Source organism: Sporosarcina sp. 6E9 (assembly GCF_017921835.1).
GTDB lineage: Bacteria > Bacillota > Bacilli > Bacillales_A > Planococcaceae > Sporosarcina.
On the sequence record NZ_JAGEMN010000001.1, the window covers coordinates 19,921 to 42,114 of the forward strand.

Below are 22,194 nucleotides of genomic sequence, written 5' to 3' on the forward strand. Positions count from 1 at the left end.
AACATGGTTTTATTGAGAATTATTAGGGGAAATTAAGTGAGTATAACATAAAAGGGGGATTTGTCCATGTGGAAATGGGAAGCGGAAGGTCAGCCAAAAGCCGTGGTTGCAATTGTGCACGGTGCATACGAACATCATAATCGATATGCTTGGCTTATTCAAAAACTGCGAAATAGTAATTTTCATGTTGTCATGGGCGATTTACCAGGACACGGAACGCAAACTACTCGGAATATTCATGATGAAAAGTTTGCTACATACACGGAATACGTGAAAGAGCTTTTGAAAATTGGGATTGTCGATGGGCTTCCGTTATTTATAATAGGGCACGGTCTTGGTGCGACGCTTGTCATGCGTGTTTTGCAAACGGAAGACATCATATGTGCGGGTGTCATTATTAGTTCCCCGTGGTTGCAACTCGATCATCAACCATCAAAGTATGCGGGTGTGCTTACGAAGTTGTCATCATCTATGAAAATCAATCATAATATTAATGTTGAACTACTGACAAGGAATTATGATTTTTATATCGAAGCTCGTGATGATAAGAATTTCAGCTCAATGGTAACCGCAGGGTGGTATAGAGAGTTGCAAAGTTATATGAAGACGGTTAATCAGCATGAAGGGACCATCCGAAATGTGCCTGTTTTGCTTCACGCGGGTGGACATGACAAAATTACAGACACCACTGTCGCGAAAAATTGGCTTTTGAAACAACAGCTTACGGAATTTCAATATAAAGAATGGGCCAAGTTATACCATGACGTTTACCAAGAGCCCGAACAAGAAGAAGTATTTTTATATACGGAATCTTTCATGCATAGCGCTTTACGATCACTGGGGTATATCGTCTAAAGATAAAGGTGGAGATAAAATGAGTGAAGTGGACAAAAAAGAACTTTTTTCGTGGGTGAAATCAGCTGCAATTGCACTTATCCTTGTTATCCTTATCCGCCAATTTCTTTTTACACCTGTGATTGTATCCGGTGAATCGATGAAACCAACTTTTGAAAATGATAATATGATTGTTATTTCGAAAATCCATTCGATAAATCGTTTTGATATGGTTGTGTTTCATTCACCGTATGCGGAAGATAATCTGATCATGCGGGTAATTGGACTACCTGGGGATCATGTTGTAATGGATAAAGATCATTTATATATCAATGATCAAGAACATAAGGAAGATTATCTTGCGGCCCATAAGAATGAGATTTTTATCGGTGAAAGATTAACGGAGGACTTCGAAGTCGTTGTTCCTGAAGGAAAGATATTTGTACTTGGAGACAATCGACGGTTTAGTAAAGATAGCCGGGAACTTGGATTTATCGATGAAAAATTAATCGTTGGGAAAGTGGCTTTTCGTTTTTATCCTTTAACGGATATTGGTATTCCGAGATAATCGGATTGCGGTTAGTGGTTATGCATTCGATTTGATTGGGCATACTTTCACTAGATGCAATGATGTAAAGGAGTGAAGGTATTGTCGAATGAAGGAAAAAAACCACAATCCAAAAATAGCTTAGATGTCCTGAAAAATACGAAAATGAAGAGCGAAGAATTTTCGCACGAGGAAAGAATGACGAATGAAGTGGCTTCAACGGAGTATATGGGAGGCGGAAAAAAACGCGGTTCATTGAAAAATGACAAGCTGGAATCTGGTGGTTTTTAAATATTGATAGCCTATTGCGTAGTTTATATGCAATAGGCTTTTTTGAATTAAAAAAGAACAAGCTAGGGGGAGCTTGCTCTTTTTAGGAATTAGAACATTGGGAATGTGAATTTGACAAAGAAGTTAATGAGATAGTTCCGTTAAGGATATATCGTTTTTCTTATATGTAAATTCTCTCCTCAATGTCTATTACTAAGTGAATACCCCGACATTCATTTTGTAAACATAGTTGATGATTAATAATATATCAGTAGGCTTGGATGAAGTGATGTGATTCGATTGGGAATATATTAAAATGTCGTCTCAATTCGGGAATGTGGTCTCAATCTAATAAAATGTTGTCGCGCGGAGCAATAATGTCGTCTCAATCCAGGGATGTGGTTGCAATCTAATAGAATGTCGTCTCGCGGAGCAATAATGTCGTCTGAATTCAGGAATGTGGTCTCAATCTAATAAAATGTTGTCGCGCGGAGCAATAATGTCGTCTTAATCCAGGAATGTGGCCTCAATCTAATAGAATGTCGTCTCGCGGAGCAATAATGTCGTCTGAATTCGGGAATGTGGTCTCAATCTAATAAAATGTCGTCTCGCGGAGCAATAATGTCGTCTGAATTCAGGAATGTGGTCGCAATCTAATAAAATGTCGTCTCGCGCAGCAAAAATGTCGTCTCAATTCTTGCTGGTTCTACATTCTGCTTCCAATATGGTAAATTAGAGACATCGTAAGTTGAAGGAGTTACATCTATGACTGATTTTTTTGAGCGAAAAAAGATTGAACTTGGCATTGAATTAAATGACATCCAAAAGAAAGCGGTGTTGCAAACAGAAGGGCCGACACTTCTTTTGGCATGTCCAGGTTCGGGAAAAACAACAACTATTATTATGAGAATCGGGTACTTGATTGAGGAGAAAAAAGTGGATCCAAGGCGTATTAAAGCCATCACATTTAGTCGCGCTTCCGCGGCGGATATGACGGAGCGTTTTGCACGATTTTTCCCGCATAGTAAACGGGTCGATTTCTCGACGATTCATAGTCTTGCGCTGCAAATCGCGCGTACCTATTTAGATAAGCAAAAAGTGACATACGAACTCATTGAGGGTAGTAGGGAATCGCGGACTGTGAATAAATTATTTCTACTAAAAAATATTTATAAAGAAGTGCTGAAAGAAGAGTGTACGGATGATCAATTTTCTACACTTTCTACATACATTAGCTACTTGAAAAATCGTATGATCCCAATGGAAAAATGGAGCGAGTTGAAGGGGCCAGTTGAAAAAGCGGGCGTCATTGCCCAGAAGTATGAAGCGTTTAAATCAAAACAACCGGGTCATTTATTCTTAGATTTTGACGATATGTTAGTCGTTGCAGAAGAAGCACTTCGACTCGACGACGATCTTGCTGGACAGTTTCGAAATAAATACGATTATGTGCTGACGGATGAAAGCCAGGATACTTCGCTCGTACAACACCAGATTGTCGAGCATCTAGTAGCGCATCACGGAAATCTTTGCGTGGTCGCGGACGATGATCAATCGATTTACACGTGGCGCGGTGCTGATCCAGATTATTTATTGGCGTTTAAAAAGGTCTATCCGGATGCACAGGTCTTAATGATGGAACGAAATTATCGTTCAACGAAAGAAATCGTGAAGACGTCTGCCGAATTTATTAAACGAAATAAGAATCGTTATCCGAAAGAAATGCATACTGAAAACCCATCTGCCGGGCCGATTACATTGAAACAATTGGATGATCCGAAACGGCAACTTGAATATGTCACTTATGAATTATTAGGTGAGAAAGAACTCAGTGATGTCGCCATTTTATTTCGAAATAACTCGTCGTCAACGATGTTTGTGAGTGAATTACATCGCAGAGGAATCCCGTTTTATATGAAAGACGCCGATGATAGGTTTTTTGCGCATTGGATTGTAGAGGATATATTGAATTTCATGCGATTAAGCTTCAATACAGAACGAAAAGATATTTTCGCGAAAGTCATTTTGAAAATGAATCTGTACGTTTCACGGAGTATGGTGACGCAATTTGAAAATAGTCAAACGACGGGGAATGTGTTCGATGCGTTTATTCGAAGTGTAGATTTAAGGAACGATCAAATAAAAAAACTTGAAGATTATAAAAAGGAGTATCAAGTAATCCCAGAGATGCGTCCGATGCGTGTGATCCAACTCATTCGAAACGACCTTGGGTATGAAGCTGCCCTGAAAAGCAGGGCGGAAAAGTTTGGTTTTAGGTTCGAGCATCTGCAAAGTATTCTTGATACGCTCGAAGGAATCGCAGCGCCGCTTCGAACGATGGTGGAATTCGCGAACCAATTAAAGGAACTGGAAAACGCTGTACAAAATGCGAAGTTTAATCCGCCTGAAAACGCGGTGACGTTATCGACATTTCACAGTTCCAAGGGGCTTGAATTCAGACGCGTGTTTATGATTGATTTGATAAAAGGCATTATTCCATCTGAGGATGATGAAGGCAGCGATGCGACTTTAGAAGAGGCTAGACGGCTTTTTTATGTCGGCATGACACGGGCAAAAGAACGTCTGGAACTATTAACGTATCGACAAGATAATGGGAAAGCAGAAGAAGATTCTCGTTTTTTGTATGAAGTGCGAAGATTATTGGTAAAGCCCAAAGAATTGAACGGGGTTACGAAATCGACTCCAGCGTCGAAAAAACCTAACTTCAAAGTTCAGATTAACCCGAACGGCATTCAAACGAGTAAAGGACTAGCAATTGGCATGAAGGTCAAACATCGGGTATTTGGACACGGAGAAATAAAGGGCCTACAAGATCAGGAAATAGCAATCCAATTTGAGAAGATGGAAAGGCGATTTGATCTTGAAACGATTTTGTCGCTCGGACTTTTAGAAGAGGTAGACCTATGAAGAGTTATTTATGGATTGGGCTTGCTGGCGCGCTTGGTGCGCTATCACGAACTGGGATTGGAGAGCTAATCCCGCATGAATCAGGATTTCCGTTCGCTACTTTTTCGGTGAATATGATTGGCACGTTTATATTATGTTTATTCGTTTCAGGTATTATCACAAAGATTAGTAAAGCTACACATATTCAAAATGCGGTGAATACGGGCTTTCTTGGTTCGTTTACAACGTTTTCCGCGTTAAGTATGGAGACTGTCTTGCTTTTTGAAAATGGACAGCTTGTCATTGCAGTTCTGTACGTTGTATTTAGCATTATTGGCGGGCTTGCCGCTGGTCTGCTCGGATTTTATGTCGGTCGGAAGAAGGTGGCAGTTTGAGCTTTCTTGAGCTAGCTGCGATTGGCGTTGGCGGCTTTTTGGGTGCTGTCACGCGGTATTTCATGGCCACGAAGATGAATGAATCTGGGCGCTTTCCTATAGGGACATTGCTTGTGAATTTAGCGGGTTCATTACTAATTGGTGTTGTATTCGGTTCTGATTTGTCACGAATATGGACGCTGCTCTTGGCTTCTGGTTTGGCAGGGTCTTTGACGACGTTTTCAACGTTAAACAAAGAACTGATTGAATTATGGCAAGGCGGTAAGCGTATCAAAACGATTCTTTACGTTTTGATTACTTTTTCCGGGGGAATTATTTTAGCGCTGCTTGGTTATTATTTAGGCTCGATTTATTCATAAATCATCATTCATTCACATAAAAAACTAGTGACACATAACCGAAGGATGATGGATTGGAACATGTCTGGTTTGTTGGTTTTATAGCTACTTTTTTCGGAGTGGTAATTGGCGGTGGCCTTTCCTATTTCATAAATGGATTTAAGAGAAGTATGGGCACGATTTACGCTGTTTGTGCGGGGCTAATTTTAGGTCTAATGAGTTTTGGTATTGCACCTGAAGCGATTGAAATGGGGAATTGGATTGTATTATCCATTGGTTTTATAGTTGGCGTATTATTGTTTCGATTTGTCCATGCGATGTTGGAGATCCATTTACACAAGCGCCCTGATTTAAAGAGTGGTTTTCTGCTAACGATTATTATCTCATTTCATAATTTACCGATCGGTGTCATTCTAGGAACGAGCGAAGAATCAGCTCTAAGTACATCCTTATTACAAACGCTTATCTTACACAATATTCCCGAGGGCATGGTCTTATTTACGTTATTGTTTATAGCTGGCTTCCGTTTATTACCGTTACTATTTCTATCTTTTATTGTTGCGGCACCGGTCGCAGTTGGGGCAATTATTGGTGAGATGATTGGCACACAAAATACGCATTTATGGTCATTCTTAATGAGTTTGACAGTGGGCACGATTTATATGGTGACCATGAAAGAAATACTGCCCGAATCAGTCAAACATTCATCCAATGCGTATAGTGTTTTTGTAGCTGTTATTTCGTTTTTCTTGATAGGCGCTTATTTACTTTTTGTATAAAAGAAAAGCCGTTATGAGTTTCATCCCTATTGGGTGAAGTTCATAGCGGCTTTTTTATTTTATCAATTAAAAAGCACCGACAAATTTCAATTGTGACCAATTGAGATAATTGTTTTGTCACAATAGGGTTAAGGACATAATTTCGCCAAACTTTGGACAAGAAAACGAGACAGATTAGTCAATGCTTCGGCATATAAACTTCATAGATAGTGCAAATGTACAATGTAGAATGGTAAATGTGTTGAAAAAAGTCAACTATCTACTATTGATAAATTACTATTGTCGGCAACGTTTAAAGGAGTGAATACGACATGGATCCTCTCATATTAGCAAGAATTCAATTTGCTTCAACAACATTATTTCATTATCTATTCGTCCCGATGTCAATTGGTCTTGCATTAATCATTGCGATTATGCAAACAATTTATTATCGGACGGGCGATGAAAAGTATAAAAAGTTAACGAAGTTTTGGGGAACGTTGTTTCTTATTAATTTCGCGGTTGGTGTAGTAACTGGAATCCTACAGGAATTTCAATTCGGCATGAACTGGTCATCCTATTCGCGATTTGTTGGTGACGTCTTCGGCCCGTCCTTAGCGATTGAAGGGTTGCTCGCATTCTTCATGGAGTCAACGTTCATCGGTTTATGGGTATTCGGCTGGAATCGATTACCGAAGCGAATTCATTTACTATCAATTTGGCTCGTTTTATTTGGAACGGTTCTCTCTGCGTTTTGGATTTTAACAGCCAATTCATTTATGCATCATCCGGTTGGTTTTGAATACTTTGAAGGCCGCGCACAAATGAATGATTTCTTCGCATTATTAAAGAACCCGCAATTATGGGTGCAGTTCCCGCACGTCTTATTCTCAGCATTTGCAACGGGTGCTTTTTTCGTAGCAGGTGTAAGTGCGTGGAAAATACGCAAAAAGCAACAAATAGATATGTTCAAAAAGTCTTTTCGAATTTCAATTATTATCGCAACACTATCAACGGTTGTCGTTCTTTTGGTCGGTCACCAACAAGCACTTCATTTAATGACTGCGCAACCGATGAAAATGGCGGCAGCAGAAGCATTATGGGAAGACAGTACAGACCCAGCACCGTTTACAGTCGTCGCTAAAATAAATCCAGATGAAAAAACGACGACAAATCAAATACAGATTCCGTATATGCTAAGCATTTTGTCATTCAATAAATTTAGTGGACAAGTTGAAGGGATGAATACGATTCAAGACCATTATGAAGAAAAATATGGTCCTGGAAACTATATTCCACCTGTTCGTACAGTCTTTTGGAGTTTCCGTACAATGGTCTTCACGGGTACGATCATGGTTCTTGTCGGTTTATACGGTTGGTACTTATCACGGAAAAACAAACTAGAACAAAATCCATGGTTTATGAAATTCATGGTATTTGCGATTTCATTACCATTTATCGCAAACTCGGTTGGTTGGCTTATGACGGAAATGGGTCGTCAGCCGTGGGTCGTCTTTGGCGTGATGAAAACAGAAGATGCTGTATCTCCAAATGTCACAGCGGGACAAGTGTTGTTTTCTCTGATTTCATTTTCAACGTTGTATGCGATTTTGGCTGGCGTAGCGATTTATCTATTTGTCAAAAAGATTAAGACAGATGCGAGTTTAGATGAACCCGTCGAAGTTGAGTCGGTTGATCCATTCGATAAGGAGGGTGTCGATATTGCTACTAAGTGAGTTGTGGTTTTTACTAATCGCTTTTATGTTCACATTGTTTTTTGTATTAGAAGGATTCGATTTCGGCGTTGGAACGGTTGCAAAGTTTCTTGGACGTGATGATTATGAAAAGCGCGTTTATTTAAATACCATCGGCCCGTTTTGGGATGCCAATGAGGTATGGTTGATATCGGCGGGAGCTGCGATGTTTGCGGCTTTTCCGCATTGGTATGCAACGCTTTTTAGCGGTTTTTATATCGCCTTTGTCTTTATGTTACTCGCGTTAATCTTACGAGGAGTTGCTTTCGAGTTTAGAGGGAAGGTCGATAATCCCCTATGGAAGAAAGTATGGGATGCGGCGTTATTTTTCGGAAGTGTTGTTCCGCCATTCCTTTGGGGCGTGGCATTGACGAATTTCATGACTGGCGTTCCGATTGATGAAAATAAAGAAATGCTTGGCGGGTTTCTACAGCTGTTACATCCATTTGCATTACTCGGCGGCGTCATGTTTACGCTTCTTTGTATCGTTCATGGGTTGCAATTCATTACGCTTCGTACAGTAGGGGAGTTGCAACAGCGAGCGCGTGTGGCATCATCCAAATTTGCACCTGTGGCTTTACTATCATTATTGGTTTTTGCGGCAATTGGGCTTTGGAAAACAGATATTTTCACAGCGCATGGAAGCGGTTGGATTGCACTCCCAGTTTTGGCTTGGGGAGCGTTACTTCTGTCAGGCGTGTTTAATAAAAAACAACGAGATGGTTGGTCATTTTTTATGACAACAATCACAATCATTGCATTAACTGCAAGTGTGTTTATCGGGTTGTTCCCGCGGGTCATGATTAGCACGCTTGGCGCAGCAAATGATTTAACCGTGTACAATGCGTCGTCTGGTGACTATTCTCTCAAAGTGATGAGCTATATATCGTTAACGCTAATACCGTTTGTAATGGCCTACCAAGGATGGAGCTATTACGTGTTTCGTGGACGTCTTAAAGGCAAAGACCAGTTGGAATACTGATGGAGAGAAAAAAAGGACTTCCATCCTATCCTGGTAGCCGATCACTTTACGTGCTGTTGACGATCTTAATCGCGGTCGAAGCTGGCGCAATCATTCTTCAAGCAATCTATCTTGCACGGAGCGTTACATTGTTATTCCAAGGGACGTCTGTTACTGAAATCGGACAAGAGCTATTGCTATTTATGTTGTTCTTTCTATTGCGTCACGTTTTGTCACATGTGCAACAACTGCTCGCGGAACGTTTTGCCGTTCGAACGACAAAAGCATTGCGTGAACAACTTACCAGCGCCTATTTTAAGCTCGGTCCGCGATTTGCACAAGTTAACGGGACGGGCAGACTCGTTACGCTTGCAATTGAAGGCATAGATCAAATCAAAACGTACTTGGAAATCACAATACCGCGGATGATTCGAACATTTATCATCCCGGCGGTCTTGGCCATTTATATATTCACCCTCGATAAAGGCTCTTCCATCATCTTAATCGTGACAGTTCCGATCATTATTATCTTCATGATTTTACTCGGAATGGCTGCACAGAAAACGGCGGATGCCCAATACAAGACGTATCGAGTTTTATCGAATCATTTTATTGATACATTAAAGGGATTAGAAACGTTGACCTATTTAGGTAAAAGTGAAGCGCATGAAGGGAAAATCTCGAGTGTCAGTAAACGATACCGAAAAGCAACGATGAAAACATTGCGCATAGCTTTTCTATCTTCGTTTGCGCTTGATTTTTTTACGAGTTTGTCCATCGCTTTTGTTGCAGTCAGTCTTGGTTTTCGTCTCATTGAGGGGGCGGTATTGCTATTGCCTGCGTTAACGATACTTGTTTTAGCGCCTGAATACTTTTTGCCGATTAGACAAGTTGGCACAGATTATCATGCAACATTAGACGGACAAATCGCATTGCAAGAAGTAGAGGCAATGATAAAAGAGCAAGAAGAAAAAAAGAAACCAGTTATTCAGTCCCCTATTGAATGGAGCGCAACAAGCAAAATTGCAATTCATGATTTAACTGTAAATCAAGGCGACGAAAATAAACAGATAATAAAAGGTCTTCAATTTTCGTGGGAAGGAAATGGACTAATTGGGATTGTAGGAGAGTCTGGTGCTGGAAAATCTACATTCATTGACATTATCGCAGGTTTCTTGCAACCAACTCGTGGAATGATTGAAGTGAATGGCGAAGAAACCACTTCGCTCATGCGATCGGATTGGACATCGCAAATTGCGTATATCCCACAACATCCCTATATATTCCCGACTTCCATCCTAGAGAATATTCGTTTTTATGAACCAACTGCTACTGAAGAGGAAGTTAAACGGGTTATTGGGGAGGTCGGACTCGACGCGCTTGTCTCTCAGTTACCCAATAAATATGAGGAGCAAATCGGTGAAGGCGGACGGCCATTAAGTGGCGGTCAAGAACAACGAATTGCGATGGCTCGCGCCTTATTAAGCAAGCGTCCCATCATTATTCTTGATGAACCGACAGCGCACCTGGATATCGAAACAGAATATGAACTGAAACAATCCATGATCCGTCTTTTTGAAGGCAAGCTTGTCTTTCTAGCGACGCATCGCATTCATTGGATGAAAGAAATGGAACATCTTATTGTCCTGAAAGATGGAAGTGTCGTTGCTAGCGGTACCCATGATGAGCTGCTAGGTGAACAGTTGTATCAAGACTTAATTAGACATCATACGGGAAGGGGTGGGGAGCTGTGAATACTTGGATTAGACCTTATGTAGAAGCGCATAAAGGACGCATGTTGTTGACAGTATTGCTTGGGGTTCTTGGTATCGGATCGAGTGCAATGCTATTGTTCTTATCAGGTTACTTAATCTCAAAATCAGCGCTTCGCCCCGAAAATATTATGATTGTGTATGTGCCTATCGTTGCGGTTCGAGCATTTAGTATTAGTCAAGCAGTCATGCGCTACTTGGAGCGTTTGGTAGGTCATGATGTCATTTTACGGATGTTAGAGAAAATGCGCACCCGTCTGTATGGTGCGTTACGGCCGCAAGCTATTTTTTTCCAATCTCGCTATAAAACAGGCGATTTATTAAGCGTGTTGTCGGATGACATTGAGCATCTTCAAGATTTTTATTTACGATCTGTTTTTCCAAGCGTATTATCGCTCTTTATTTACGGCGTCTTCATCGGTGTACTTGGTTTATTTGATTGGGTTTTTGCGAGTTTAATGGCGCTCGTGTTGGCTGTTATCGTGTTTTTAATTCCTTTCATATCTTTAACAATGACGCGTCGTAAATTTATCGCAATGAAAAAAAGCCGTAACAAATTATATGAACAGTTAACAGATGCTGTTTTCGGTTTATCTGATTGGATTGCGAGTGGAAGAGTTTCATCGTTTTTAACAAATTATAAACGTGATGAACATGACTTGTTGGAAACTGAAAAGAAACTAAAGCGTTGGCAACATATTCGCAGCGGGATGATTCAATTCTTTATCGGAGTCGCTGTGATCATGATGATTAGTTGGACAGGAAATCAGATGAATGCACAACAGCTAGAGCCGACGCTGATTGCGGCATTTACATTAATGATGTTGGCCATTACGGATGCATTATCACCCACATCTGAAGCCATCGAACGTGTCCCGGCCTATGAAGATTCTTTGCGGCGGTTAACGGAAATTGAACATGCTGAAATTCCAGCAGATATACAAATAGAAAAAGAACAAACTTTGAAGAAGCAGGATAGTGGAGCTGCAATTGAACTTCAAAATGTATCTTATCAGTATCCTGGAAGTAGTGAATATGTCATTCATAATCTCTCGCTCACAGTAGAGCCAGGAAAGAAAATTGCGATTTTAGGCCGTAGTGGAACGGGGAAATCAACATTATTAAAACTACTAACCGGCGCACTTCAGCCGACAACCGGAAATGTTCTAATCGCAGGTGAACAAGCAAATCAGAGTTTGCTTTCGAAATCGATTTCGATATTGAATCAAAAATCACATCTGTTTAATACGACGGTTGGAAATAATATTCGTATTGGACGCCCAGATGCAACGGATGAAGAAGTCGCATCAGTCGTGGAGCAAGCACAGTTAGCAAAGTTAATCGCTTCTATTCCTTTGGGACTGCAAACTTCTATGGAGGAAATGGGACACCGTTTTTCAGGTGGTGAGCGACAACGAATTGCTTTTGCGCGCGTCCTATTACAAGAAACGCCAGTGATCATTTTCGATGAACCGACAATCGGTCTAGATCCGAAAACAGAAAACGATCTGCTACAAACGATGTTCACGGCATCAAAGGATAAAACAGTCATTTGGGTGACACATCATTTAGCCGGCGTTGAAGAGATGGATGAGATCATCTTTTTAGAAGAAGGGAATATCGCGTTGCAAGGAAACCACGAAAAGTTGCTTGCCACATCTACAAAATACCGTGCATTGTATGAGATGGATAAAGGTTTATAAAAATGGTTCTTTGTCAAATGACGTTGGTGAAGAATAATAGTCGACTACAATTGAATTTTTTGTCGTAGGACTGTCCAGAAAGTCAGTAAAACTGATTTTCTGGACAGTCTTTTTTATGGTGTTTTCCTAATACCTCGTTGCTTTCCGTTCCAGATGGACGCTTTCGTGGGGTGTTCGGTGATGAGAGCACTGAAAAAGTCTAGATAAATTAGTATTTCCCATAGAAGCCGTTGATTTCCACTCCAGGCGGACGCTTTCCGGTGGGCGGTCGGTGAGCCTCCTCGTCGCTATGCTCCTGTGGGGTCTCACCCTGACGCGCTTTTCCCACTGGAGTCGCCGCCTTCCGTTCCAATCAACTACAGTGATAGTAAAAATTAAAAATCCCACTAAGTACATTTTCAATGCTCTTAACGCTGACCCCCAAGGAGTCGCCATCTTCTTTTAACGAGAGAAGTATAAGCGAAAGTTTCTGTTTTTGGATCATATAAAGTACCTAGAAAGTAACGTGGCTTCGTGATATAACGGTTTTTGCTATTTTATTGTTGATTCCCTCAATTCTTCCGTTATTGTAAGAAAGCACGAAGAAGGATTTATTTTGAAAAATCCGGCTGCAAAATTAAAAGAGCCTAAATTAGGAAAACGGATTCCAAAGTTCCTTTCCAAACATGAAATTGAACTTCTTCGAGAAGGCTGTCACACATCGCAGGAGAATGCTCTATTTGAGTTTTTTTATTCAACAGGTTGTCGAATAGGAGAAATTGCGAAATTAAATCGTAACGATATTAACTTCACAGGCAATTGTCCATGGAAAAGGTGATAAGGAAAGAGAAGTTTATTTTAATATACGGTGTGCGATTTGGCTGAAAAGGTATTTAGACGAGCGCGATGATGAAGAACCACCATTATTCGTTACAGAACGTAAACCAATACGACGAATGAGTGTAGACACTTTGAGATACGTTGTGAAACGTATTTCTAAGCGTGCTGGAATCAAAAAGACAATTCATCCTCATCAATTACGTCACAGCTATGCTACACATATGGTTGACAACGGAGCCCCACTCGAAGTAATCCAAAGTCTTTTAGGGCATGAAAAAAGTGAAACGACAAGGATTTATGCTCATCTTAGTGGAAAATTAAGATATGATTTTTATAACAAGTACTTTTAATGGTAACGGGTACGGTTGTTGGGGAGAAACATTAAATATCAGTCTATATGGGGATACAATTCACATATATTGGCACATCAGTTAACAAACGAATTGTACTACCACATTAAATTTATGCGGTGTCGTTAAAACCAGTGCCAAGAGGGTTACGAATTGATATTCTATAAGTAATTCATAACGCTAATTACTTGTAGAATATTGGAATCTTTGTGTTAAACTAAATATAGATAGTGAAAGAATTGGCATTATTCTTTATTCAACAATAGGGCCATTTTATTGGATACTTATGTACAAATAACCTGGAAGTTGCATACCGTGATAATGAAGATTATTAGGTAAAGGTGGAATCAACCCCTATGCAAACATCAACAATCCAGAATACATTTGAACAAATATATATCCAATTAGTAAAGTTCAGTGAAAAGATTCAAGTAATCCAAAACCTGTCTTATCGTATTACAGGAAAACTTCAAGAACCGTTACCAGAACAATGGACTGCTTTTAACCACTTCTTTAATCTCGGTACGTATTACCATTACAGATGCCAAGGTTACGCTGAGTGTCTCTTAGTCACGAATGCTTACTCTTCATATAGCATTAACATCTGGATTAATGAACTTGTTTATCCAGCAGCTGAAAACTTCGAACACGCAATGATGTATATTGAACAAATAAAATCCAACGCCAATATTGTTCAGCAACAAGAATTTGAAATGTTAAAGCAACAGATGAAAGAATTTCAACAAATCGCAATGGTCATTATCCAGTATGCAAACCAGTTAAATACTACAACTCCTCCGTTTAAAATGAAATAACCTAGTTGGAACCATACAGAATTGACGGTCAACTTAGTTACTCCATTAAAGGGTGCGATTGTTGAATAATTTTTTTGTAGACGCTTAGTTTAACGGAGTGGAGAACAGCGACTCCAGTGGGATTAAGCGGGAACTGATGAGACTTCGTAGAGGAGCGAAAGATTGAACTGTATATGTCCTCACTTGTCCGACGGCCCCACGGAACGCAAATCAGCGAGTAATAGGACTTGTTCAATATACTGATAAAAAATGACATTAGTGAAATTCCATCCTCTATCTTCAATTTGGGGATTTTCTTTCACCAACGTCATAAATTGCACAACCATAAAAACGAGTGATAAATGAGTGGAGAAGAATTGAACTTAATTCTTCTTTAGTATTTCTCTCATTTATCACTCGTTTTTCATCTAAAAATAATAAAGTGTGCAATAATCACGATGATTGGTAGTGTAATAACTGTACGTTGAATGAAGATAATGAGTAAATCTAAGAAACTTACTGGAATATTTGATCGTAATATCAAAATTCCGATCTCAGACATGTATACGAGTTGTGTTAATGAAAGCGCTGCGACAATGAACTTAGTTAATTCGCTTTCTAGACCGCTTCCGATGACCGCTGGCAGGAACATATCCGCAAAACCGACGAGCATGGTAGGTGCTGCGCTCGTTGCTTCAGGAATTCTCATCCATTCGAGCAGTGGCACAATTGGATAGGACATAATTTGGAAAACCGGTGTGAATTCAGCAAGAATGAGTGCAATCGCGCCAAGGCTCATGACGAGCGGGATAAGCCCGAGCCAAATGTCTAGCACGGTTTCAACGCCGTCTTGTATAAGTCTTTTTGGACTTTTTCCTGTGTTTGCCTTTTCAACCGCTTGTTGCCATCCCCATTGAATTGCAGACACGCCATCTGGAGTGGTTTCATCGATTTGTTGTCCAACAGGTTCGTAGTAAGTATCTGCCTTACGCGACAATGGCGGAATGCGCGGCATAATAATCGCGGCAACGATACTAGCAACTGTAACGGTAATATAAAAAGGAATAAAGAGATGACCAATCCCAATCACTTGCGCAATGACAAGGGAGAAGGCGACAGATGCAATCGAAAAAGTTGTTGCAATGACAGCTGCTTCCCGTTTCGTATAGTAACCTTGGTCGTACTGTTTCATTGTGACCAGCACGCCAACGGTTCCTGCGCCCATCCAAGACGCCATCGTATCAATCGATGAACGACCAGGTAGGGTGAATAGCGGACGCATGACTTTTTGCAACAACGAGCCGACGAATTCCATTAAGCCAAATTCCACAAGAAGCGGCAATAAAATTCCAGCAAACAAAAACCAAGTCAGGAGGACGGGCGCCAGATCATAGAGCACAACTCCGCCTGTATTTCTGGATGAGATAAATTCTGGACCGATATTGTAGAAAGCCATGACACCCACCAGAAATCCGATAATGCGCATCGTGATCCCAAAGGGGCCGGTGTAAAATACAGATTTGAAAAATGGTTGATTCATAATGAATTTAGGTTTGAGTACGACCGCGAATAAAGTGAAGAAAACCGTCACACCTAACATAATAACTAGAAACGCGGGTATTTGATTTTTAAATGTTGTTAGAAGTGATGATGCCAGTACGCCAATTCCGATTGTGATTTCCCCATTAACCTTAATCGGAACAAGGAATAATAATACCCCGATTAATGACGGAATGATAAACTTCCAAGCATTCAAGCTTTTGACTTTTACCGTTTCTTGCCCCTTTACTGTCGTCATCCGATTTCCCCCTTAGCTTTGATAGTTCTTTAAAACGTCTTCAAGTATGTCCAATCCGTCATCAATTTGGCTTTTTGAAACCGTTAATGGTGGAATCATACGGATTACTTCCCCAGAGTTTCCGCATAAATAGAAGAGCACGCCACCTTCAAGACAACCATCGAGAACGTCCATAACAGCTTTCCCGTCTGGTTCGCCAGTTTCAGGATTTCCGAGCTCTATGCCAATCATAAGGCCGACGCCTCTGACTTCTCGAATGATTGGAAAGTTTTCTTGCATTTTACGTAAGCGGTTCATAGCGTATTCGCCCATGTCTTGTGCATTTTGCAATAAATTTTCTTCTTTCATCACTTCAAGTGAAGCGAGTGCCGCAGAACAAGCAATCGGGTTGCCGCCAAAAGTGGTCCCGTGTGAACCGAGTGGCCATTGGTCCATCAATTCTTTAGATGCAATCGTTGCGCTTAATGGAAGCCCGGCTGCGATCCCTTTTGCCACTGCCATAATATCCGGCTTGACATCAAATGTTTGTGCTGCGAACCAATTGCCAGTTCGTCCAAACCCGGTTTGTACTTCATCAAAAATGAGTAAAATTCCGTGACGGTCGCAAATTTCGCGAATCTTTTTTAACCAGGCTTTCGGTGGAATAATATAACCGCCTTCACCAAGGACAGGTTCGATAATCATGCATGCGACCTCTTCCGGTGATACTTGATGATTAAAAAGCTTTTTAACGTCGCGTTCCAGTTTTTCCGGAAAGAAGACTTCAGGATCAGCGCCTTCTGGTAAATCTTCAGGAAGGGCATAGGGTAGCTGGTAGGCTAGCCAAGATGGTTGCAGATGTTTGCGATAAGCACTTTTTGACGTAGTGACACTTAGTGCACCAATCGAACGACCGTGAAAACAACCTGTAAAGGATACGACATAAGGACGTTTTGTCGTATATTTTGCGAGCTTTAGCGCACCTTCTATCGCTTCAGTTCCGCTATTGGCAAAAAAGAAGTTATCTAGTTTAGGTGGCAATATTTTTTGCAGTTCGGCCGCTAATTTTAAAATCGACTCATAGATGATGACGCCTGATGGACCGTGGATAAGATAATCAGCGCTATCTTTAATTGCTTGGACGACTTTCGGGTGACGGTGGCCGACATTTTCTACTGCGATACCCGATGTGAAATCTAAATATTTCTTTCCATCGACACCGTAGTAATAACATCCCTCGGCTTTCACAACAGGCAAGTTCGGATGATCTTTTGCCATGCTTGGCGCTAGGTAATTTCCGATATGACCGACCATGTGAGTCCAGTCATTTTTTTCTTCAATTTGTTTTGTCATTGATAAATCCCCCTTAATCTTCTTCTTCGCCGTACTTCTGTAATTTCCGCACGACTGTGGGTTGGCTAATGCCTAAATACTTGGCGATTTCCGTCGTTGTTCGATAACGTTCTTGTGCATTGAATAAGACTTCTTTTTCGACGCGTTCTAAAATAATGGGAAGAGAGCTACCCTCTAATTCCACATGGTATCGTCCATGTTCCATAGGGAGTCTATATTCCGTTGGCAAGTCTTCCATGGATATAATTGCGGATGTGCTTTGGACAACTAGTCGTTCAATGACATTCATTAGTTCGTAATGGTTATTCAGCCAATGTAAATCTAGTAAATGATTGTATACATCATCTCTTAGTGAACATTCGATCTTATGTTTCAATGAAAACTGCTGTAAATAAATCGGTATTAAATAGCTTAAATCTTGTTTTCGTTCGCGAAGCGGTTTTAATTCAATTGGCACAATATGAAGCATATAAAATAAGTCCTTTTGAAAGGAAGGGAGTTCATTCAATTGAATTTCTGATGAGCTAATGACACGTACATCAAGCGGCATCTCCTCTTTCGCATATAAAGGCATATACTTTTTTTCTTGAAGAGTTCGGGCAATCATCGCTTGCAGATGCGGGGCAAGTTTATCGATTCCTTTCAAGAAGAGCGTTCCTCTGTTTGCGAGTGATAATAGGCCGATTTTTTCATTACCCATGCCGAATAATTTCTGTTCAAATAAAGCCTCTGGGATTGTTTCGCAATCGACAATGATAAAAGGACCGTCGCTTCGAGCACTCTCGTTATGGATTGTTTTTGCGAGCGTCGTTTTTCCGGTACCATGTTCACCGTAAATTACGACGGGAACATCAATTGGAGCGGCTTTTCGTGCACTTTCATAAGCCCGGCGTGTTGAACGGTTTTCAACAACTACTCCTTCAATCTTTAGGTTTTTCTTTCTTAGCAGGGTAAGTTCTTCTTTAGCCATTTTCATCTCGTGTTTAAGTTCTTTTAAATAATCTTCAATAATTAGCAACTCAGAAACCTCGTAAGAATAACTAATGACATATTCGATTTCATTCGATTCATTGAAGAATGGAATCCCCGTAATGAGCACTTTTTGTCCATTGGGGGTCGTCTGAACCAAGACAACTTTCTTTTGTTTTTTTAGCACAAGCGGTGTAATTGCCGGAGAAAATACACCTTCTTTTTCTAAATCATAAACTGATCTACCTAATAGTTGAGTAGGGTCGATGTCATAATATTTACCACTGATTTTAGAAGCTTTTACGATGATTCCCTTATGATTTGTAACGATAATATCTTCTTCACTTGTATCGATAATTTCTTGCTCGGAATTTGGGTGCAAATAAAAACCAGTCATACAATCACCTTCCTTCTCAATTCAGTAGATTAATGCAACAATGAATTATTATTCTAGTTTGAATAAACTATACATTAGTGAATACTAGAATGCAATCATGATTTTTATAAAGTTCTACAATTTAAAAAGGGTCTTTTTATATACATGTTTGGCAGTTTACCTGTTAACATGAGAATATAATTTCAGATAAAAAGGATGAAACATATGAAAAACAACAGACAAAAACGAGGGACATCAAGATGGAAAGGAAAGTCAGGATTCACGACAATTATCGCACTTATAGTTGCTGGGCTATTTATGTATTTCTCACTTGATGACGAGCCTGAAATAGACAGAACTGGTTTTATCCCAGTGGAGTTGGTGAGGACGATTGACGGGGATACGATCAAAGTCATCTATAATGGAAAAGAACAAAATTTGCGTTATTTATTAATCGATACGCCAGAATTAAACCATAAACAGCAAGGTAAACAACCATTTGCTGAAGAAGCGACAAAACGAAATGACGAACTGCTAAAGAGCGGTAAACTTGAAATCGAATTTGATATTGGTGAGCGAGAGGACAAATACGGGCGCTTGCTAGCGTATGTGTATATTGACGGCGAAAGTGTTCAACAGAAACTCGTCGAAGAAGGATTAGCGCGGGTTGCTTATATTTATCCACCGAATACAAAGCATCTAGATCCGTATAAAGAAGCAGAAAAGAAAGCACAACTAGCAGGGATTGGGATTTGGTCAATCGAAGATTATGTGACGAATCGCGGGTTCAATAATTAAAAATTTCCAGTTGACATCTATGATGAACATGTTAATATTCAATTCAATTACATTTTGCGTAAAGTGTATCTTTAAAACTTAAATAGATTGATATGAGAGATGGTTTAGTAGTCATATTGTGAGCAGCAGCGAGAGACTGAATAGTGCGTTTTGTGATTTTCAAAACGCTAGTGGTGGAAGTTCAGGCAGCAATAGGGATGAAGTACGCCGTCCGTTTTTCTCAGATAGTAATGAAGTGGATTGTTAGCTGAAGGCCTTCAGCACATTCAATTAGGGTGGTACCGCGGAGAACTCCTTCGTCCCTTTTTAAGGGATTGTAGGGGTTTTTTTGTATCTAAAAATAATTGATGACAGAGAGAGGGTTCCATTATGTTTCGAATAAAAGCAGTTATTTCACCTACATTTGTAGAAGCAGTTCTATTAGTATTCGCAATCGTTGCGCTGCTAAATGTGAGTATTATTAAATTCGGTGCGGTGCCGCATTTGCCGATTTTGTTTTCTATTTTATTATTAATTTGTTATGGGCTTGTTAAAAAGGTTTCATACAAGCAACTTGAACGCGGTTTGGTAAAAGGTGCTGGTGAAGGGATGGCTGCTGTCTTTCTATTCTTTTTTATTGGGATATTGGTGAGTAGCTGGATCATGAGCGGGACGATTCCGACGTTAATTTATGCAGGGTTCACATTAATTACGCCGACATTTTTCTTCGCGATTGTTTTTGTTATTACGGCAATTGTCGGGATTTCTATTGGAAGTTCATTGACAACGGTCGCGACAGTGGGGGTTGCTTTTATAGGTATGGCAACTGTGCTTGATTTATCACTTGCAATCACGGCTGGAGCAATCGTGTCAGGTGCATTTTTCGGAGATAAAATGTCACCACTCTCAGATACGACGAACTTGGCGTCATCCATAGTAGGGGTCGATTTATTTGAACATATTCGGAATATGAGCTGGACAACAATTCCAGCATTTGTTTTATCACTGCTTATCTTTGGACTTTTATCACCGGGTGTTACGTTGACTGATATTGATAAGATTACTGGATTCCAAGAAGGTTTGCTAGAAACCGGGATGATTCATTGGTATACGATGATTCCACTCGCCGTACTCGTTGTCTTGTCAATCAAGAAAACACCAGCGATGATGACATTAGCAATCAGTTCTGCGACTGCGGTAGCCATCACATTTTTCCATCATAGTTACAGTGCGCCTGAAATTTTCAACATTCTATTTGGTGGTTTTGTTTCATCGACGGGCATTGAAGATATTGATGCTTTGCTTACACGCGGTGGTATGGAAAGCATGATGTTTACGGTTGGTTTAGTGTTGTTGGCGCTTAGTATGGGTGGCTTGTTATTTACACTAGGCATTGTGCAATGTTTACTTGCGAAAATTGAAAGTCTGTTGCGGAAGGTATCCTCTGTCATTGCCGCATCTGCGTTAACCGCAATCGGCATTAACGTGTTGATCGGCGAGCAGTATTTATCGATTTTATTAACGGGACAAGCTTTTGGGTCGCAATATGAAAAGGTTGGACTTGCACCAAAGAACTTAAGTCGTGTGATGGAGGACGCGGGAACGGTTGTGAATCCGTTAGTGCCTTGGAGCGTTTGTGGTATATTTATAACAAAGATGTTAGGTGTCGCGACACTCACTTACTTACCATTTGCATTCTTTTGTCTGCTTTCGCCAATATTAACCGTATTGTTCGGATATCTTGGGAAGACTTTGACGTACAAAGAAGTTGCTAAATCTTAAGGCTTGGAGGAATTCATATGAAGGAAATACCCTCGTTTAATTGGCAAGGAAGGACGGATCATAAAACCGACTGGCAACAGTTTCGATACCATCAGGTGATCGGGGAAGAGGCCGATTGTGTGTTGATTGGTTTTGAATGTGATGAAGGGGTAAGACGTAATAATGGGCGAGTTGGTGCGGCTGAGGCACCGAATGCATTACGAGCAGCGCTTTCGAACATGGCATGGCGACTTCCAGAAGGGAAACAGCTAGCTGACGCGGGTAATATTGTCTGCGTTGGCGAACAGTTGGAAGAAGCGCAGGCAGAACTAGGTTCGGTTGTAAAGACGAATTTGAACGAGCATAGAACGCCAATTATTTTAGGCGGTGGGCATGAAACGTTTTTTGGTCATTATCTTGGTGCCCGTGGTTACTTAGGAAAAGGGAAGAAGCTCGGCATTATTAATATCGATGCGCATTTCGATATGAGACCGTATGATGAGCAACCTTCTTCGGGTACAATGTTTCGCCAAATACTAGAGAATGATGCAGATGCGGGTTATCTCGTTTTGGGAATTCAACGGTATGGAAATACGGAGAGTTTATTCCAAAAGGCGGATGAGCTCGGTTGTGAATACATTTATGAAGATGAGTTGACGGATGAAAACATGAATGCGGCAATCGATGCTTTTATCGCTAAGCATGATGCCATTATTCTAACGCTTTGTATGGATGTTCTTGAAGCAGACGCGGCACCTGGTGTGAGTGCACCATCTCCATTTGGACTGCATCCAAAAGTTGTTCGGTCAATCATTCGAAAAGTCGCCCGGAATTCCAAAACGCTTTCTTTTGATATTGCGGAAGTGAACCCTACGCTTGATGCTGATGGAAGAACTGTAAAATTAGGCGCAGCTTTTGTGAATGAAGCAATCATGGGTTTTATGAGTCATAGATAGGGTCGTAAACCATATTTCGGTTT

Annotated in this window: 18 protein-coding genes and 1 pseudogene; 16 read left to right on the forward strand and 3 right to left on the reverse strand. The window is 40.5% G+C overall.

The annotated features are described in order from the left end of the window. Window positions 1-66: 66 nt before the first annotated feature. The 13 genes and pseudogenes from J4G36_RS00210 (at window position 67) to J4G36_RS00270 (ending at window position 14,223) form a co-directional block, all read left to right on the forward strand. On the forward strand, window positions 67-855 hold the full coding sequence (locus tag J4G36_RS00210; RefSeq protein WP_210467833.1) for an alpha/beta hydrolase: 789 nt from the start codon (window positions 67-69) through the stop codon (window positions 853-855). Window positions 856-874: 19 nt separating this feature from the next. Continuing rightward, window positions 875-1,402, forward strand: a complete 528-nt coding sequence (gene lepB / locus J4G36_RS00215; RefSeq protein ID WP_210467834.1) for a signal peptidase I — start codon at window positions 875-877, stop codon at window positions 1,400-1,402. Between the two features lie 81 nt (window positions 1,403-1,483). Continuing rightward, complete coding sequence (locus tag J4G36_RS00220; RefSeq protein WP_210467835.1) at window positions 1,484-1,672, forward strand: hypothetical protein; 189 nt, start codon at window positions 1,484-1,486, stop codon at window positions 1,670-1,672. A 744-nt stretch (window positions 1,673-2,416) separates the two neighbouring features. After that, window positions 2,417-4,579, forward strand: coding sequence for an ATP-dependent helicase (locus J4G36_RS00225; RefSeq protein ID WP_210467836.1), 2,163 nt, complete (start codon window positions 2,417-2,419; stop codon window positions 4,577-4,579). Further along, on the forward strand, window positions 4,576-4,953 hold the full coding sequence (locus J4G36_RS00230; RefSeq protein ID WP_210467837.1) for a fluoride efflux transporter FluC: 378 nt from the start codon (window positions 4,576-4,578) through the stop codon (window positions 4,951-4,953). Before J4G36_RS00225 ends, J4G36_RS00230 begins: the two co-directional genes overlap by 4 nt. Next, window positions 4,950-5,312, forward strand: a complete 363-nt coding sequence (gene crcB / locus J4G36_RS00235; protein WP_210467838.1) for a fluoride efflux transporter CrcB — start codon at window positions 4,950-4,952, stop codon at window positions 5,310-5,312. The genes J4G36_RS00230 and crcB overlap by 4 nt, the downstream gene beginning before the upstream one ends. Before the next feature lie 53 nt (window positions 5,313-5,365). Beyond that, window positions 5,366-6,070 carry a ZIP family metal transporter gene (locus J4G36_RS00240; RefSeq protein WP_210467839.1) on the forward strand — a complete coding sequence of 235 codons (705 nt, stop codon included), beginning with the start codon at window positions 5,366-5,368 and terminating at the stop codon, window positions 6,068-6,070. 311 nt (window positions 6,071-6,381) lie between these two features. Next, on the forward strand, window positions 6,382-7,785 hold the full coding sequence (locus J4G36_RS00245; protein WP_210467840.1) for a cytochrome ubiquinol oxidase subunit I: 1,404 nt from the start codon (window positions 6,382-6,384) through the stop codon (window positions 7,783-7,785). After that, entirely contained in the window at window positions 7,769-8,785 is a 1,017-nt protein-coding gene (gene cydB, locus J4G36_RS00250; RefSeq protein ID WP_210470349.1) for a cytochrome d ubiquinol oxidase subunit II, read from the forward strand. The genes J4G36_RS00245 and cydB overlap by 17 nt, the downstream gene beginning before the upstream one ends. Further along, window positions 8,785-10,518 (forward strand): thiol reductant ABC exporter subunit CydD, encoded by a 1,734-nt coding sequence (cydD, locus tag J4G36_RS00255; RefSeq protein ID WP_210467841.1) that lies wholly within the window; start codon window positions 8,785-8,787, stop codon window positions 10,516-10,518. The genes cydB and cydD overlap by 1 nt, the downstream gene beginning before the upstream one ends. Further along, on the forward strand, window positions 10,515-12,239 hold the full coding sequence (gene cydC / locus J4G36_RS00260; RefSeq protein WP_210467842.1) for a thiol reductant ABC exporter subunit CydC: 1,725 nt from the start codon (window positions 10,515-10,517) through the stop codon (window positions 12,237-12,239). Before cydD ends, cydC begins: the two co-directional genes overlap by 4 nt. Before the next feature lie 577 nt (window positions 12,240-12,816). Continuing rightward, window positions 12,817-13,408 (forward strand): annotated as a pseudogene (locus J4G36_RS00265) (tyrosine-type recombinase/integrase); the annotation flags it as partial. Between the two features lie 356 nt (window positions 13,409-13,764). After that, window positions 13,765-14,223, forward strand: coding sequence for a hypothetical protein (locus J4G36_RS00270; RefSeq protein ID WP_210467843.1), 459 nt, complete (start codon window positions 13,765-13,767; stop codon window positions 14,221-14,223). A gap of 403 nt (window positions 14,224-14,626) precedes the next feature. On the opposite strand, the gene J4G36_RS00275 is transcribed toward J4G36_RS00270, so the two are convergent. Genes J4G36_RS00275 through J4G36_RS00285 form a run of 3 tightly spaced genes read right to left on the reverse strand, consistent with a single transcriptional unit; the run spans window position 14,627 to window position 18,698 of the window. Continuing rightward, window positions 14,627-16,000 (reverse strand): YjiH family protein, encoded by a 1,374-nt coding sequence (locus J4G36_RS00275; protein WP_210467844.1) that lies wholly within the window; start codon window positions 15,998-16,000, stop codon window positions 14,627-14,629. Window positions 16,001-16,012: 12 nt separating this feature from the next. Next, complete coding sequence (locus tag J4G36_RS00280; protein WP_210467845.1) at window positions 16,013-17,332, reverse strand: aspartate aminotransferase family protein; 1,320 nt, start codon at window positions 17,330-17,332, stop codon at window positions 16,013-16,015. A gap of 13 nt (window positions 17,333-17,345) precedes the next feature. After that, entirely contained in the window at window positions 17,346-18,698 is a 1,353-nt protein-coding gene (locus J4G36_RS00285; protein WP_210467846.1) for a sigma 54-interacting transcriptional regulator, read from the reverse strand. A gap of 204 nt (window positions 18,699-18,902) precedes the next feature. Here J4G36_RS00285 and J4G36_RS00290 point away from each other — a divergent pair, with 204 nt between their 5' ends. From J4G36_RS00290 to hutG, 3 genes are all read left to right on the forward strand, one after another. Next, the gene (locus J4G36_RS00290; RefSeq protein ID WP_305792209.1) at window positions 18,903-19,475 is read left to right on the forward strand and encodes a thermonuclease family protein; all 573 of its coding nucleotides are present in this window, start codon (window positions 18,903-18,905) and stop codon (window positions 19,473-19,475) included. Window positions 19,476-19,844: 369 nt separating this feature from the next. Beyond that, window positions 19,845-21,236, forward strand: coding sequence for a Na+/H+ antiporter NhaC (gene nhaC / locus J4G36_RS00295; protein WP_210467848.1), 1,392 nt, complete (start codon window positions 19,845-19,847; stop codon window positions 21,234-21,236). Window positions 21,237-21,253: 17 nt separating this feature from the next. Further along, window positions 21,254-22,171: a formimidoylglutamase gene (gene hutG, locus J4G36_RS00300; protein WP_210467849.1), complete on the forward strand. Its 918-nt coding sequence runs from the start codon at window positions 21,254-21,256 to the stop codon at window positions 22,169-22,171. Window positions 22,172-22,194: the final 23 nt, after the last annotated feature.